Genomic DNA, 15,231 nt, shown 5'->3' on the forward strand with positions numbered 1-15,231 from the left:
CGGCGCGGCCACCCCGCGACACTACCGAACGGGAACCAACCGGAGGTTACGCCGACGGTTGGCAGGTGGGACACCAGAACAGATTCCGTCCGACCAACTCGGCGGTCCGCACCGGGGTTTCACAGATCAGGCAGGGCGCGTCGGTGCGCCGGTAGACGTACACCTCGCCGCCGTGGTCGTCCTTGCGCGGCTCGCGACCCATCGCCTCGGGCGTGTGCTCGGGCCGCACCGTGTCGATCCGACCCAGCCGCACACCCTCGTGCATCAGCAGCACCAGATCGGCCCACATCGCGTCCCAGGTGGCCCGCGCCAGCCGTTTGCCCGGCAGCTTGGGGTCCACCCCGAAGCGGAACAGCACCTCGGCGCGGTAGACGTTGCCCACACCCGCGAGCACGTCCTGCTCCATCAGCAGCGCACCGATCGGCTTCGCGCTGCGCTCGATGCGCCGCCAGGCCGCGGCCGGGTCGGCGTCCTCGCGCAGCGGATCGGGACCGAGCCGGGCGTGCACCGCGTCCTTCTCGGCCCGCTCCAGGAGCCGGCACGCGGTCGGTCCGCGCAGATCGGCCCAGCTCGCCCCGCCGGGCACCTTCGCGGCCATCCGCAGCCGGACCTGGCCGACCGGCTCCGGCAGCTTCTCGCCCTCGCCGAAGGAGAACTGTCCGTAAAGGCCCAGGTGCACATGTACGAAGCGCTCGCCGGGGAACTCCAGGAACAGGTGTTTCCCGTGTGCGTCGGTATCCACCAGACGCTCCCCGTCGAGCAGCGCGGCGCTCTCCGCGAAGCGCCCCTGCGGACTGCTCAGCCGCAGCGGTACGTCGGCGAAGCGCTCCCGGTGCTCGGCGGCGAGACGGTGAATGGTGTGGCCCTCGGGCACGCGGCCTCCAGCGCTGCGACGGGTGGGGACACGGGCGGTGTGTCACCCTCCACGCTACCGACCCGCACCGACACGCCACCGCCCCCGACCGGACGGACCGATCGGGGGCGGTGGGAGATGCGGGGTACGGGGCGCGGGCTACGGCAGGGCCGGCAGCTCGCCGGTGTTCTCGTACTTGGTCAGCATGGAGATCCGCCGGGTGTGCCGCTCGGCCTCGCTGTACGGGGTGTTCACGAAGACCTCGAGGAACTTGGTCGCGTCGTCGAGGGTGTGCATGCGCGCGCCCATCGAGATCACGTTCGCGTTGTTGTGCTCGCGGGCCAGCGACGCGGTCTCCTCGCTCCACACCAGGGCGCAGCGCACCCCCTTGACCTTGTTCGCCGCGATCGCCTCGCCGTTGCCGGAGCCGCCGAGGACCACGCCCAGGCTGCCGGGGTCGGCCGCGACGCGCTCGCCGGCGCGCAGACAGTACACGGGGTAGTCGTAGGAGTCGGCCTGGACGGCCGGGCCGCAGTCGACGGCCTCGTGGCCGTTGGCGTCGAGCCACGCGATGAGGTGCTGCTTGAGGTCGTAGCCGGCATGGTCGGAGCCGAGGTAAACGCGCATGGGGCGCAGTCTCTCAGGCCCGGTCCCGAACGTCCCCTCAGGGCCGGTATCCACCGGGTGGCGTGTCCGGCGCACCGGTCGGCCGCGGCGGCGCGGTGGGCGGCGGCCCGGCCGGACGGATGGTGGTCGGCGCGTCGTAGGGGGACGGCGCGCCGTAGCCGGGGCCGGCGGAGGCGGACGGCGGGCCATAGCCGAAGGGCGGGCCGTATCCGCCCGGCGACAGGGGCGAGGCGGGCGGCCCGTAGGTCGTCGCCGACCGGTAGGCGGCCACCGCCGCCAGGCCGACCAGCCAGCCGACGAGGACGCCGAAGTAGGCCCCGGACTGTGCGTGTGCCATGGTCCGGTCGAAACCGGGTCCCCTGCGGATGAGCGGGTCGTCGTCGTAGGCGATGGCCACCACGGTCAGCCCGTACACCGCACCGCCGATCACCAGCGAGAACCAGCCGACGACGAATGCGGTGAACCCACCGGACCGTTCGCCCAGACCGCGCGCGCCGAGCGCGAGCAGGGCGGCGACCACCAGAAGCAACAGCGCGAAGCCGACGAATCCGGCGGTGACGTAGCGTGTGGTGAACACCTCGTGGAACTCGTCGCCCAGGTCGTTGCGATCCACGATCCACACCGGATAGCCGATGATGCGCAGCAGCGTGAGGTACCACTTGTTCTCGTCATGGCCCTGCGTCCACACCTCCTTGAAGACCCACTGGTTGCCCAGGCCGGCCACGAGGAGGAAGGCCACGATCGTCCCGCTGACGGTGATGCGTTTGGTTGCCCCGGCTCTCATGAGACGAGGTTAGGCGCCTTCGCACGACCTTCGCCGAAAAATCCGTACCCCGCCTCCCACGAACGGGGGGACGGGGCACGGGTGATCGGGATTTCGCATCCCGCAGGCGTGACGAGGCGTCAGCCGCGCCGGCCGACCAGCTTCCAGGCGCTGGGCAGCAGCGCCATCGCCAGCGCGATCTTGACCGCGTCGCCGAAGAGGTAGTTGCGCATGCCGATCTCGTACGCCTGCGACATCGAGATGCCCAGGTCGTGCGCGAGGTAGGTGAGGCCCGCCGCGTAGATCACCGCGTTGCCGAGGAGCATCGTGCCCGCGGTGCGCAGCGGGCTGCGGTCGGTGCCGCGCTGAGCCAGGAAGCCGGCCGCGGCCGCCGCGAGCACCATGCCGAACACGTAGCCCAGGGTCGGGAATCCGGTCCCGGAGGTGCCCTCCGCGAACCAGGGCATCCCGGCCGCGCCCAGGCCCAGGTAGAGCACCATCGCGGCGAGCCCGCGCCAGGCGCCGAGCGCGCTGCCGGCGAGCAGGACGGCGAAGGTCTGGCCGGTCACCGGCACCGGCGAGCCGGGCACCGGGACGGAGATCTGGGCGGCGAGGCCGACGAACGCGGACGCGCCGACGATCAGCGCGGCGTCACGAACGGCCGCGCCGCGAAAGACGCGGGCCGGGACGAGGTCGGCCAGAACGGGGCGGCGCGCATCGAGAAGGGCAGTGCTCACAGCGGACTCCACACTCTTGTGTTGCGGGACCCTGTGAACTTAACCAATCGGACATCGAGCGGTCACAGTGGTGCCCGACAACGTACGGATCCGCACTTTGTCGAACACCACCGACAACCCACCGCTACCGCAACGCCTCGGAGCGACGGCGCCTCAGAACTAGAACTGCAGCGCCTTGACCTCCAGGTACTCCTCCAGGCCGTGGCGCCCCAGTTCGCGCCCGTTGCCCGACTGCTTGTACCCGCCGAACGGCGCGATCGGGTTGAACGCGCCACCGTTGATCTCCACCTGCCCGGTACGCAACCGGCGCGCGAACGCCACCGCCGCCTCCCGGGTCGGCGCCCACACCGCGCCGGACAGGCCGTACGGGGTGTCGTTGGCGATCCGCTCGGCCTCCTCCTCGGTGTCGTAGGCCATGATCGACAACACCGGCCCGAAGATCTCCTCGCGCGCGATGGTCATCTCGGGGGTCACGTCGGTGAACACGGTGGGCCGCACGTGGTAGCCGACCTCGACCCCCTCGGGCAGCTCCGCGCCGCCCGTGGCCAGCGTCGCCCCCTCGGCAAGCCCCTTGGCGATGTAGCCGCGCACCCGCTCGAACTGGGTCGCGTTGACCAGCGGCCCGAGCCGCTGTGCCGACGCCTCGGCGGCGGCGGTGGCCAGCTCGACCGCGCGCGGCAGGTCGTCGCGGTGCACCAGCATCCGGGTCAGCGCGCTGCACGTCTGACCGCTGTTGCGGTACGCGCCGTCGACGCCCGCCCGGACCGCCTTGTCCAGGTCCGCGCCCGGCAGGATCACGTTGGCGGACTTGCCGCCGAGTTCGAGCGCGACCCGCTTGACCGTCGCCGACGCCAGCTCCGACACCCGGGTGCCGGCCCGGGTCGAGCCGGTGAACGAGACCATGTCCACGTCCGGGTGGGACGCGATCGCCTCGCCCACCACCGGACCGGTGCCGGAGACCAGGTTCACCACACCCGGCGGGAAGCCCGCGTCGTGCAGGATCTCGAAGAACAGGTGCGCGGCCTGCGGCGCCACCTCGCTGGCCTTGACCACCACGGTGCAGCCCGCGATCAGCGCCGGGGCGAGCTTGTTGGTGATCTGGTGCAGCGGGTAGTTCCACGGGGTGATCGCGCCGACCACGCCGACCGGTTCGCGCACCACCAGCGAGGTCCCGGCCTGCTCCTCCCAGGGGAACTCCTCGGCGAGCGCAATGTAGCTCGCGAGCACCGTCAGCGGCAGGCCGACCTGCACCCGCGAGGCCAGCCACGCCGGCGCGCCCATGTCCGCGGTGATCACCTCGGCCATTGCGTCCGTGCGCTCCGCGAGCAGGTCCCGGGCCTTGGTCAGCAGCGCGGCCCGCTCGGCCGGGGCGGTGGCGGCCCAGCCGGGGAAGGCGCGCCGGGCCGCGGCCACGGCCAGGTCCACGTCGGCGGGTGTGCACTGCGGCACCGTCGCCACGACCTGTTCGGTGTTGGGGTCGACGACGTCGATGGTTTCGGTGGACGAGGGCGTCGTCCATGCGCCGTCGATGTAGATCGTGTCGTAAGCCTTGCTCATGCCGCCGGACTCCTCGCCGTTCGCCGCTGGTGACCTCCCCCGAGCGTACGGCGACACGGATACGATCCCCAGCGCCGACCCGAGCGCCCCCGCGACCGGCCCGAGCGGGCCCGCGCCACCGGCAACGCCGGTCAGCCCGTCGGGCCGTTCGAGGTCCACACCAGTTCCCCGCTGTGTCCGGTGACCGGGAACTCCCGGGCCAGGCCCACCTCGTGCAGGCGGGCGAGCGGGGTGAACGACATCCCGTACTCGTCCTTGTCCTTGTCGAAACCCCAGTCCTTGTACACCTCGACCCGGTACACCAGCCGCACGTCGGGCAACACCGACGAGCCGGGGAGCGCGGTCGTCCCGGGCAACACCTCGATCCGCCCGGTGATCCGATACTGCAGACCGCGCATCGCCAGCCACCAGTCGGTGTCGTCCGCGCGGCGGATGAGCACCCCGTGCCAGTGCGTGGTGGTCTCGAAGACGCTCTCCGTGCCCTCGCTGTCATGCCAGCGGATCGCCGCGAGCGCCCACCACTCCTCGAAGTGGGTGAGCGCCGCGCGGCGAAACGGCTTGGCCCGCAGCGGCTGGGCCGGGTCGATCACGAACGGCGCGCCGCGGCCGACCAGGTAGTGCCGCAACGAGGCGGCGCCGGTCCGCAGCCCCACCAACCGCCACAGCGGGACCAGCGCACGCAGCCCCACGGCCAGCGCGCGGTCGCGCCACCGGGGCATGCGCGACGCGTAGGGGGCGTTGCCGTTGGGTGTGCGCGGATCCGGCCGCCCGGTTCGGGAGGTGTGGATCACACTGCTCTGGCGTTCCGGAGCCGTCATTTATCCAGATTAGTTAGCTTTGTTTTACTTTGTTGTCGATGGCGAGCCGGAATCGACGGGTTTCATCCGGTCAGTCGAAACCGCCGGCGGCCGGTACGAACCGCCGATCCCGGCCCGGTCCGATCGTCAGTCGAAGATCGGCCCCTGGTCCCGGGTGCGCTTGATCTCGAAGAAGCCGGGGGTGCCCGCGACCAGCACCACACCGTCCCACAGCCGGCCCGCGTCCTCGCCCTTGGGCGCCGGGGTCACCACCGGGCCGAAGAAGGACACGCCGTTGACGCTGATCACCGGGGTGCCGACGTCCATGCCCACCCGGTCCATGCCGTCGTGGTGCGACTTGATCAGCGCCTCGTCGTACTCGGTCGAGTCGGCCGCGTCGGCGAGATCGGTGGGCAGCCCGGCCTCGGTCAGCGCCGCCTCGATCATCTCGCGCGAGAACTCCTCGCCGCCCGGGTGCCGACGGGTGCCCAGCGCCGTGTACAGCGGCAGCAGCACCTCGTTGCCGAACCGCTGCTCGGCGGCGATGCACACCCGCACCGGGCCCCAGCCGCGCTCCAGCATCTCCTTGTACGCCTCGGGTATGTCCTCCCGACCGCTGTTGAGCACCGACAGGCTCATCACGTGCCACTGCACGTCCACGGGGCGGATCTTCTCCACCTCGAGCATCCAGCGCGAGGTCATCCACGCCCACGGACACAGCGGGTCGAACCAGAAGTGCGCGACGTCGCGGGCGGAGCCGTTGTCCTTGGTGGTCACTGCGGTGTTCCTCTCGGTCCTGATCTCTGGTCGAGCAAAGTCTCTGGTCGTGCGAAGTCCTGCCTGATACCGCCTGTGCCGCCTGGTGCCGCCTGGTGCCGCCTGGCTCGCGATGCCGTACGCCCGGCCGACGACGAAGCGCGGTTCGGGCATACCGGCGTCCGCGCCGCCGGCGTCGACTGTGCAACGGGCGACCGCGGTCCGCCATTCCCGAACAACCGGGCCGACAGGCGCCCCCGCGCCGTGAAAGGATCGCCGGGACCGCAGCCAACCAGGGAGTGATCCAGTGCCCGGCAGGAACCTGACCCGCGAGGAGGCCCGCGAGCGGGCCCGGATCCTGAGCGTCGAGGACTACGACGTCAGGCTCGACGTCAGCACCGACAGCACGGAGACGTTCCACTCCGAGACGGTGCTCCGTTTCGGATGCCGAGAGGCGGGTGCGGCCACGTTCGTGGACCTGCTCGCCCCGGAAGTACACGAGGTCGTGCTCAACGGCCGGGTACTCGATCCCGCCGAGGTCTTCGACGGCACCCGCGTGCTGCTGACCGACCTCGTCGAGGGCGCCAACGAACTGCGCGTACTCGCCTCCTGCGCCTACAGCCGCACCGGCGAGGGTCTGCACCGCTTCGTCGACCCGGTCGACGACCGGGTCTACCTCTACACCCAGTACGAACCGGCCGACTCGCGCCGGGTGTTCGCCAACTTCGAGCAGCCCGACCTCAAGGCCTCGTTCCGGTTCTCGATCACCGCGCCGGCCGACTGGCGGGTGGTGTCGAACTCGACCACCCCGGAGCCGGAGCCGGTCCGCGAGGGGGTGGCCCGCTGGGACTTCGCCCCGACGCCGCGGATCTCCACCTACCTGACGGCGATAGTCGCCGGTCCATACCACGCGGTCTTCGACACCTACACGAGCGACGCCGGCCTGGTCGTCCCGCTCGGCGGCTTCTGCCGCGCGTCGCTGGCCGAGTCGTTCGACCACGAGGAGATCTTCGCGGTCACCAAGCAGGGCCTGGACCTGTTCCACGACCGGTTCGACTTCCCCTACCCGTTCGGGAAGTACGACCAGCTCTTCGTACCCGAGTACAACCTCGGCGCGATGGAGAACCCGGGCGCGGTCACCTTCACCGAGGAATACGTCTTCCGCTCCAAGGTCACCGACTCCGCGTACGAGGGCCGTGCCAACGTGCTCCTGCACGAGATGGCGCACATGTGGTTCGGCGACCTGGTCACCCCGCGCTGGTGGGACGACCTGTGGCTGAAGGAGTCCTTCGCGGACTTCATGGGCTCCTACTCGCAGGGCGCGGCGACCCGCTGGACCGACGCCTGGACCAGCTTCGCCGCCCGCCGCAAGGACTGGGCATATCGCCAGGACCAGTTGCCCACCACCCACCCGATCGTGGCGGTGATCAACGACCTGGAGGACGCCAAGCTCAACTTCGACGGGATCACCTACGCCAAGGGCGCCTCGGTGCTCAAGCAGCTGGTCGCCTACGTCGGCGAGGACGAGTTCTTCGCAGGCGCCCGGTCCTACTTCCGCACCCACGCCTGGGGCAACACCACCCTCGCCGACTTCCTCACCGCCCTGGAGGAGACCTCCGGCCGGGACCTGAAGTCGTGGTCGGCGGACTGGCTGGAGACCTCCGGCGTCAATACGCTGCGGCCGGCGATCGAGACCGACGCCGCCGGGGTGATCACCTCATTCGCCGTGCTCCAGGAGGCCGCGCCGGGCTTCCCGACGCTGCGCCCGCACCGGATCGCGATCGGCCTGTACGACGGCGCCGAGCGCGTCGCCCGGGTCGAGGTGGACGTGGTCGGCGAGCGCACCGAGGTACCGGCACTGGTCGGCCGCGTCCGTACCCCGCTGATCCTGCTCAACGACGACGACCTCACCTACGCAAAGGTGCGCTTCGACGCCGAGTCGTGGCGGGCGCTGCTCGACTCGCTCGGCACGATCGAGTCCTCGCTGGCCCGGGCCCTGTGCTGGGGCGCGGCGTGGGACATGACCCGCGACGGCGAGCTGTCCGCCCGCGACTACCTGGACCTGGTGCTGCGGCACGCGGGTCGGGAGAGCGACGTGGGCGTGGTGCAGAAGCTGCACACCCAGGTCAAGACCGGCCTGGACCACTACACCGACCCGGCGCTTCGGGCCGAGGCGCTGCACCGGCTCGCGAGCGGCGCCGCCGACGAGCTGCGGGCCGCGCCGGCCGGCGGCGACCACCAGCTGGCCTGGGCCCGCTGCCTGGCCGCGGCCTCCGCGACGCCCGACGAACTCGCCTTCCTGCGCGAGCTGTTGTCCGGCGCACAGGAGATCCCCGGGCTGGCCATGGACACCGAGCTGCGCTGGGCGATGTTGCGCGCGCTGTGCGCGGGCGGCGCCGCCGACGAGCCCGAGATCGCCGCCGAGCTCGAGCGCGACGGCACCGCCGCGGGCCGGCGGCACGCGATCGAGTGCCGCGCCGCACGCCCCACCGCCGAGGCCAAGGCCGAGGCGTGGCACCTGGCGGTGGAGACCGACGAGTTGCCCAACGCCACACTCGGCGCGGTGATCGCCGGCTTCGCCACCGCCGGCCAGGAGGAGCTGACCGAGCCGTACGTCGACCGCTACTTCGCCGCCCTGGCGCCGGTCTGGCGGGACCGCTCGATCGAGATCGCGCGGCGCATCGTGGTCGGCCTGTACCCATCGGGCCGGATCGACCCCGACACGTTGCGCCGCACCGACGACTGGCTGGCCGCCGCCGAACCGGTGCCGGCCCTGCGCCGCCTGGTCCTGGAATGCCGCGACGACGTGGCCCGCGCCCTTCGAGCGCGCGGGCGCGACCGGCGCAACTGAAGTCCCTCCCGGACCCCGCCGCCGACCGCGGCGGGGTCCGATCCGTCGGCCGCCCATCCCGGCGGCGCCCATCCCACAAGGAGCGCAGCGTGCCCGGTACCAACCTGACGCGTGACGAGGCCCGCGAGCGGGCCCGGATCCTCACCGTCGACTCGTACGACGTCACCCTCGACCTGACCGGCACGGGGGCGACGTTCCCGTCCACGACCGTGGTGCGGTTCGGGTGTACCGAGCCCGGCGCGGCGACCTTCGTCGATCTGATCGCCCCCGAGGTGCACGAGATCACCCTCAACGGCAAGGCGCTCGACGTCGACGCGGTGTTCGCGGACAGCCGGATCGCGCTCGCCGACCTGGCCGAGAGCAACGAGCTGCGTGTGGTGGCGTCCTGCGCCTACATGAACACCGGCGAGGGCCTGCACCGCTTCGTCGACCCGGTCGACGGCAAGACCTACCTCTACACCCAGTTCGAGGTGGCCGACGCCCGCCGGGTGTTCGCCAACTTCGAACAGCCCGACCTCAAGGCCACGTTCGCGTTCACCATCACCGCGCCGAGCGAGTGGCGGGTGGTCTCCTGCTCGCCCACCCCCGAGCCGACGGCGGGCAGCGACGGTGCCTCGGTGTGGGCGTTCGAGCCGACCCCGCGGATCTCCACGTACATCACCGCGCTGGTCGCGGGCCACTACCACGCGGTCCACGACAGCTACACCGCCGCCGACGGCACCGTGGTGCCGCTCGGCGTGTACTGCCGCTCCTCGCTCGCGCCGCACCTGGACGCGGACGCCATCTTCGACGTCACCAAGCAGGGCTTCGACTACTTCCTGGGCCAGTTCGACTTCCCGTACCCGTTCGGGAAGTACGACCAGCTCTTCGTGCCGGAGTACAACGCGGGCGCGATGGAGAACGCGGGCTGCGTGACGATCCTGGAGGACTACGTCTTCCGCTCCAAGGTCACCGACGCGTCCTACGAGACGCGGGCCGAGACCATCCTGCACGAGCTGGCGCACATGTGGTTCGGCGACCTGGTCACCATGCAGTGGTGGGACGACCTGTGGCTGAACGAGTCGTTCGCCACCTACGCGTCGGTGCGCTGCCAGGCCGAGGTGACGCGCTGGTCGCACGCGTGGGCCACGTTCGGCAACAAGATGAAGACGTGGGCCTACCGGCAGGACCAACTGCCGTCCACCCACCCGATCTTCGCCGACATCCGGGACCTGGAGGACGTCGAGGTCAACTTCGACGGCATCACCTACGCCAAGGGCGCCTCGGTGCTCAAGCAGTTGGTCGCCTACGTCGGCAGCGAGAACTTCTTCGCCGGTGTGCGGGCCTACTTCAGGAAGCACGCGTGGGGCAACAGCCGGCTGGCCGACCTGCTCGGCGCGCTGGAGGAGACCTCCGGCCGGGACCTGAAGGCGTGGTCGCGCGAGTGGCTGGAGACCGCGGGCGTGAACACGCTGCGGCCCGAGATCTCGCTCGACCAGGACGGCGTGATCACCTCCTTCGCGGTGCTCCAGGAGGCCCCGGAGGCGTGGCCGACGCTGCGCTCGCACCGCATCGCGATCGGCTTCTACGACCGCACCGACGCGGGCCTGGTGCGCACCCACCGGCTGGAGTTGGACATCGCCGGCGCGCGCACCGAGGTCGCGGAACTGGTCGGGCGCGCCCGGCCGGACGTGGTGCTGCTCAACGACGACGACCTGACCTACACCAAGATCCGGCTCGACGAGCAGTCGCTGGCCTGCGTCACCGAGGCGATCGGCGAGTTCGTCGAGCCGCTGCCGCGCGCGTTGTGCTGGGCCGCGGCGTGGGACATGACGCGCGACGCGGAGATGGCGGCGAGCGACTACCTCAAGCTGGTCCTGGCCGGCGCGGGCGGCGAGCGGGACATCAACATCGTCCAGTCGCTTCAGCGTCAGGTCACCAGCGCGTTGGAGCTGTACGTCGACCCGGCCCACCGCGAGCGCTCGCTGGCCGAACTCGCGGTCGCGGCCGAGCGGTTCCTGCGGGCGGCCGAGCCGGGCAGCGACCACCAGCTGGCCTGGACCCGCTGCCTGGCGACGGTGGCCGCACGACCGGACCACCTGGCGATCCTGCGCGGCCTGCTCGACGGCACCGAGACGATCGAGGGCCTGGCGATCGACCCGGACCTGCGCTGGACGCTGCTGCTGCGGCTGTCGGCGACCGGCGGGGCGAGCGAGGCCGACGTACTGGCCGAACTGGAGCGCGACTCCACCGCGGCCGGCCGGCGCTACGCGGAAGCGGCGCGCGCGGCCCGCCCGACCACCGAGGCCAAGGACGCGGCATGGGCGGCGGTGGTCGAATCCGACACCCTCCCGAACGCCACGCAGGCGGCGGTGATCGGCGGCTTCGTCCAACCCGCCCAACGAGACCTGCTCGCGGGCTACACGGAACGCTACTTCGACGCGATCGCCAACGTCTGGGCCACCCGCACCAACGAAATCGCCCAACAAATCGTCGTCGGCCTCTACCCGACCCTCCAGGTCACGGAGGACACCCTCAACCGCACAGACGCCTGGCTCGCCTCCGGGGACCACCCGGCCGGCCTCCGCCGCCTGGTCCTCGAAAGCCGAGACGGCGTAGCCCGAAGCCTCCGAGCCCAAGCCCGAGACACCCAGTAACAAAAAGCACGCATCCCGGCAACCCACCGGCCCGCCCCACACCCCACCAACCTGCAACCCGCCATCCTCAAACGCCGGCCGAGCCGAAACCCAGCCCGCCAGTCACAAACAGCCCGGCCGGCGCTTGAGGCCACCCAGCCCGGCCGGCGCTTGAGGCCAAGCAGCCCGGCCGGCGCTTGAGGCCACCGGACCGGAGGTCGGCCCACCCCGAAAGGGTCAACCCGGTGCGCACCCCACCGCACCGACCCGGTACCGTAACCCCCGTGGTGAACAGGAACGCACTTCGCGCCGGGGCCGTGTCGGCCGTAGTCACGCTCATGTCGCTGATCTCGGCGCCCGCCTTCGCGAACATCCGCGACGACGGCGACGAGCCGGGCGCAAGCATGGGCCTCGGCACGACGCTGGCCGTCTTCGTCGGCATCCCGATCCTGGCGTTCGTGGTCATCGCGGGCCTCGTGATGCTTCCGGACATCATCAAAAAGAAGCGCTGACCCTCCGCCGAAGCCGCCGACCGGGCCAACGCCCACTCGGCGGCTTCCGCACGTACGGCGGCGGCCCATCCCCCGCCCGCCCGAACAGGGCCTAGCGTCCCCGCAACGCCCGCGCCAGCGACACCGCCCGCGGATCCACCGGCAGGTCCTCCAGGCAGACCCGCCGCCCCTCGCCGTCGGCGACCGGCAGCAGCCAGTTCGGATACTCGTTCGAGGTGCCCGGCAGGTTCTGCGGCCGCCGATCGCCCACCCCGTCCGGCAGCCACACCCCCAGCAGCCGGCACGGCGTGGCCGCGAGCAACCGATGCAGCGCCTCGACCGTCTCCCGCTCGCCCGCGCCCGGCCGCAGATACCCGCGCCGGCGCAACAGTTCGAGCCACTGCTCACGGTCGGCCAGGTCCTCGGCCCGCTCCACCTCCACGTCCCGCACCAGCAGGTGCAGCCGCTCCCACAGGTCGATGTGCTCCCCCGCGAGCCGGGCCGCGGTGGGCGGCAGATCGTGCGTGGTCACCGTCGCCAGCGAACTCGCCCGCCACTGCTCGGGCGACAGCGGCCGGCCCTTGTCGTCGCGCTCGAACCACAACACCGAGGTGCCCAGGATCCCGCGCTCGGCGAGATACGTGCGCACCCACGGCTCCACCGTGCCCAGGTCCTCGCCGATCACCACCGCGCCCGCCCGATGCGCCTCCAGGGCCAGGATGCCGACCATCGCCTCGTGGTCGTAGCGCACATAGGCGCCCTCGGCGGGGCTGTTGCCCTTCGGCACCCACCAGAACCGGAACAGCCCGAGCACATGGTCCACCCGCACCGCGCCCGCGTGCCGAAAGACCGCGCGCAGCAGTTCCCGGTACGGCGCATAGCCCGCCTCGGCCAACCGCTGCGGATGCCACGGCGGCTGGTTCCAGTCCTGCCCGATCTGGTTCATCGCGTCCGGCGGCGCCCCGCCCGTCGCCCCGAGCGCCAGCACCCCACCGCCCCGGGCCGCGCCGAGCACCCACGCGTCCGCCCCGTCGGGGTGCACGCCCACCGCGAGGTCGTGCACCACGCCCACCGGCATGCCCGCCCGGGTCGCGGCCTCCTGCGCGGCGCGCAGCTGATCGGCCAGCACCCACTGGGTCCAGCGGTGGAAGTCGACCGTGCCGGCCAGCCGTTCGCGCGCTGCGGCGACCTCGGCCGAGTCCGGGTCGTGCAGTTCCTCGGGCCAGTCGCGCCAGGTCGGGCCGTACTCCTCGACCAGCGCACACCAGGTGGCGAAGTCGGTCAACCACTGGCCCTCACGCGCGATGAACGCCCGGTAGTCGGCGTCGCGCCCCAGGCTCCGCGGCACCTTGTGCACCAGCGCGAGCGCGGCCCGCTTGGCCGTGCGGACCGCGTCCCGGTCCAGCCGATCCGCGCCGTCCGACCCGTCGCCCGCCGAGGCCCGCAACTCCTCGGCGACCGCCCGCTCGACGGGGCTCAGATAGGCGAACTCGGGCACCGCCTCGACCCGCACGTACATCGGATCCGGAAAACGACGGCTCACCGGCAGATACGGCGAGGCCTCCACCGGCGGCACCGGCGAGGCCGCGTGCAGCGGATTGACCAGTACGAACCCGGCCCCCTGCGCCCGCGCCGACCACGTGGCCAGATCGGCCAGATCGGCGAGGTCGCCGATGCCCCACGAGCGGCGCGAGGGCAGTGAGTAGAGCTGGACCATGTAGCCCCACGCCCGCTCCGCCGGCACGGGCAGCACGGTCGGGGTGATCGCGATCGCGCACGACGCGTACACCCCCTCGCCGGTCGCGCTCGGCACGCCGCCCGAGCCCAACGACTCCTCCGGCTCGGGCGAGCAGCGCGCGTGCAGGGTGTGCCAGCCCAGCGGCAGGTCGGCGGGGACGCGGTGGGCCCCGACCGGGTCACCCAGCGGGCCGGGCCCCGGGCCGGGGCCGACGTCGCGCCGGACCCCGCCGTCCTCCAGTTCGATCCACAACTCGACCCGATGTCCCGCCGGCACGTTGACCGTGAAGCCGGCCGTGCGGCCCGCGCGCAGCACCAGCACCGGAGGCAGCAGCCGGGTCCGGCGCGACTCGTCCTGTGCCGCCAGCGCGGCCCGGGCCGCCTCGGGCGTCGACGCGTCCACCCCCAGTGCGCCGAGCACCGCTATCACCGTCGCGGGAGCGGCGTGCACGGCCTCGCCGCGCCACCCCTCGTACTCCGTGGCCACCCCGAACGCGGAGGCGAGCCGGACCAATTCGGGAGACAACTGCGATACGCGTGGTTCCTCCATGCCCGCGAGCATCGCACCCGAACGGCCCGGCTGTCGGCGTGTTCGCCGCGGACACGAACGGGTGTGTCGGGACCCGACCGCGGCACGCGGACACGTCGAAACGCGGCGGGGAACCCGTCGAAGCGCAGCACCGCCGCGAAACGCGGCGCCCCACCCCAACGCAAACGGCGACGGGCTCCCCTGAGGAAATCCGCCGCCGTCTAGGCGCTCGCGACCTGGTCGAAATGGTCGAAGCCCGCTTCCTGCGCACCGTACGGCGCCAGGTAGGGCTCCCAGCGTGGATCGCGGAACCCGGTCCCGAGGATCCGCCACGCCAGGCCGGTGGGTTGGGCCGGCGGGCGCGGCATTCGCCAGCCCAGTTCGGCGATGTAGCGATCGCTTTTGACGTGATTGCAGCGACGACACGCCGAGACCACGTTGTCCCACGTGTGCCGGCCGCCGCGGCTGCGGGGGACGACGTGGTCGACGCTGGTGGCGGCGCTTCCGCAATAGACACAACGCCCTCCGTCGCGGGCGAACAGCGCGCGGCGGGTGAGCGGTACCTGGCCCCGAAAGGGGATTCGGACGAAACGGGTCAGTCTGATGACACTGGGTACGGGAATCTCGGTGGTGGCGCTGTGCAGGATGGTGCCTGTCTCTTCCAGGCACATTGCCTTGTCGTTCAGCACGAGGATCAGTGCGCGGCGAACGGGCACCACGCACAGGGGCTCGTACGACGCGTTGAGGACCAGCGAATGCGGCACGTATGCCTCCCTGTGACGCCGACAGCGCGTGGCTCGCGCCGGGGACGATCGGCCTCCAGTGTCCATGGCGGGATACCCCACGCGCTACCAGGAATCGACAAGGTCACATAGCGTTCACCTGCACGAGTGGCCGCGCGTGGTGGCTCGGTGACCG

General features: G+C 71.7%; 12 protein-coding genes. 3 read left to right on the forward strand and 9 right to left on the reverse strand.

Features of this window, described 5'->3' with window-relative positions:
• Positions 1-46: 46 nt before the first annotated feature.
• The 7 genes from ACWGR4_RS12955 to ACWGR4_RS12985 form a co-directional block, all read right to left on the reverse strand.
• On the reverse strand, positions 47-874 hold the full coding sequence (locus ACWGR4_RS12955; RefSeq protein WP_395789545.1) for a DNA-formamidopyrimidine glycosylase family protein: 828 nt from the start codon (positions 872-874) through the stop codon (positions 47-49).
• Positions 875-1,012: 138 nt separating this feature from the next.
• On the reverse strand, positions 1,013-1,480 hold the full coding sequence (locus ACWGR4_RS12960; protein ID WP_126642621.1) for a ribose-5-phosphate isomerase: 468 nt from the start codon (positions 1,478-1,480) through the stop codon (positions 1,013-1,015).
• Positions 1,481-1,517: 37 nt separating this feature from the next.
• Complete coding sequence (locus ACWGR4_RS12965) at positions 1,518-2,264, reverse strand: hypothetical protein (protein ID WP_452128336.1); 747 nt, start codon at positions 2,262-2,264, stop codon at positions 1,518-1,520.
• Between the two features lie 119 nt (positions 2,265-2,383).
• The gene (locus ACWGR4_RS12970) at positions 2,384-2,980 is read right to left on the reverse strand and encodes a biotin transporter BioY (RefSeq protein ID WP_380029069.1); all 597 of its coding nucleotides are present in this window, start codon (positions 2,978-2,980) and stop codon (positions 2,384-2,386) included.
• Positions 2,981-3,139: 159 nt separating this feature from the next.
• Positions 3,140-4,537 carry an aldehyde dehydrogenase family protein gene (locus tag ACWGR4_RS12975; RefSeq protein WP_380002906.1) on the reverse strand — a complete coding sequence of 466 codons (1,398 nt, stop codon included), beginning with the start codon at positions 4,535-4,537 and terminating at the stop codon, positions 3,140-3,142.
• Positions 4,538-4,668: 131 nt separating this feature from the next.
• Positions 4,669-5,355, reverse strand: coding sequence for a hypothetical protein (locus ACWGR4_RS12980; RefSeq protein WP_452128335.1), 687 nt, complete (start codon positions 5,353-5,355; stop codon positions 4,669-4,671).
• Between the two features lie 126 nt (positions 5,356-5,481).
• Positions 5,482-6,111, reverse strand: coding sequence for a mycothiol-dependent nitroreductase Rv2466c family protein (locus ACWGR4_RS12985; RefSeq protein WP_380002902.1), 630 nt, complete (start codon positions 6,109-6,111; stop codon positions 5,482-5,484).
• A 286-nt stretch (positions 6,112-6,397) separates the two neighbouring features.
• Between ACWGR4_RS12985 and pepN (ACWGR4_RS12990) the strand changes: the two genes are divergently transcribed.
• From pepN (ACWGR4_RS12990) to ACWGR4_RS13000, 3 genes are all read left to right on the forward strand, one after another.
• Positions 6,398-8,941: an aminopeptidase N gene (gene pepN, locus ACWGR4_RS12990; RefSeq protein WP_380002901.1), complete on the forward strand. Its 2,544-nt coding sequence runs from the start codon at positions 6,398-6,400 to the stop codon at positions 8,939-8,941.
• Positions 8,942-9,030: 89 nt separating this feature from the next.
• Positions 9,031-11,577 carry an aminopeptidase N gene (pepN, locus tag ACWGR4_RS12995; protein WP_380002900.1) on the forward strand — a complete coding sequence of 849 codons (2,547 nt, stop codon included), beginning with the start codon at positions 9,031-9,033 and terminating at the stop codon, positions 11,575-11,577.
• A 317-nt stretch (positions 11,578-11,894) separates the two neighbouring features.
• Positions 11,895-12,068, forward strand: a complete 174-nt coding sequence (locus ACWGR4_RS13000; RefSeq protein ID WP_380002899.1) for a hypothetical protein — start codon at positions 11,895-11,897, stop codon at positions 12,066-12,068.
• 91 nt (positions 12,069-12,159) lie between these two features.
• Here ACWGR4_RS13000 and malQ read toward each other — a convergent pair whose 3' ends face one another.
• Positions 12,160-14,334 carry a 4-alpha-glucanotransferase gene (malQ, locus tag ACWGR4_RS13005; protein ID WP_452128334.1) on the reverse strand — a complete coding sequence of 725 codons (2,175 nt, stop codon included), beginning with the start codon at positions 14,332-14,334 and terminating at the stop codon, positions 12,160-12,162.
• 200 nt (positions 14,335-14,534) lie between these two features.
• Positions 14,535-15,077, reverse strand: coding sequence for an HNH endonuclease (locus ACWGR4_RS13010; protein ID WP_380002897.1), 543 nt, complete (start codon positions 15,075-15,077; stop codon positions 14,535-14,537).
• Positions 15,078-15,231 lie beyond the last annotated feature (154 nt).

This window comes from Embleya sp. NPDC055664, from assembly GCF_053618075.1.

Coding starts and splice junctions, on each gene's coding strand:
- ACWGR4_RS13000 (WP_380002899.1), top strand. CDS start 11,895: ATGTCGCTGATCTCGGCGCCCGCCTTCGCGAACATCCGCGACGACGGC.
- malQ (WP_452128334.1), bottom strand. CDS start 14,334: ATGGAGGAACCACGCGTATCGCAGTTGTCTCCCGAATTGGTCCGGCTC.
- ACWGR4_RS12960 (WP_126642621.1), bottom strand. CDS start 1,480: ATGCGCGTTTACCTCGGCTCCGACCATGCCGGCTACGACCTCAAGCAG.
- ACWGR4_RS12975 (WP_380002906.1), bottom strand. CDS start 4,537: ATGAGCAAGGCTTACGACACGATCTACATCGACGGCGCATGGACGACG.
- ACWGR4_RS12980 (WP_452128335.1), bottom strand. CDS start 5,355: ATGACGGCTCCGGAACGCCAGAGCAGTGTGATCCACACCTCCCGAACC.
- ACWGR4_RS12965 (WP_452128336.1), bottom strand. CDS start 2,264: ATGAGAGCCGGGGCAACCAAACGCATCACCGTCAGCGGGACGATCGTG.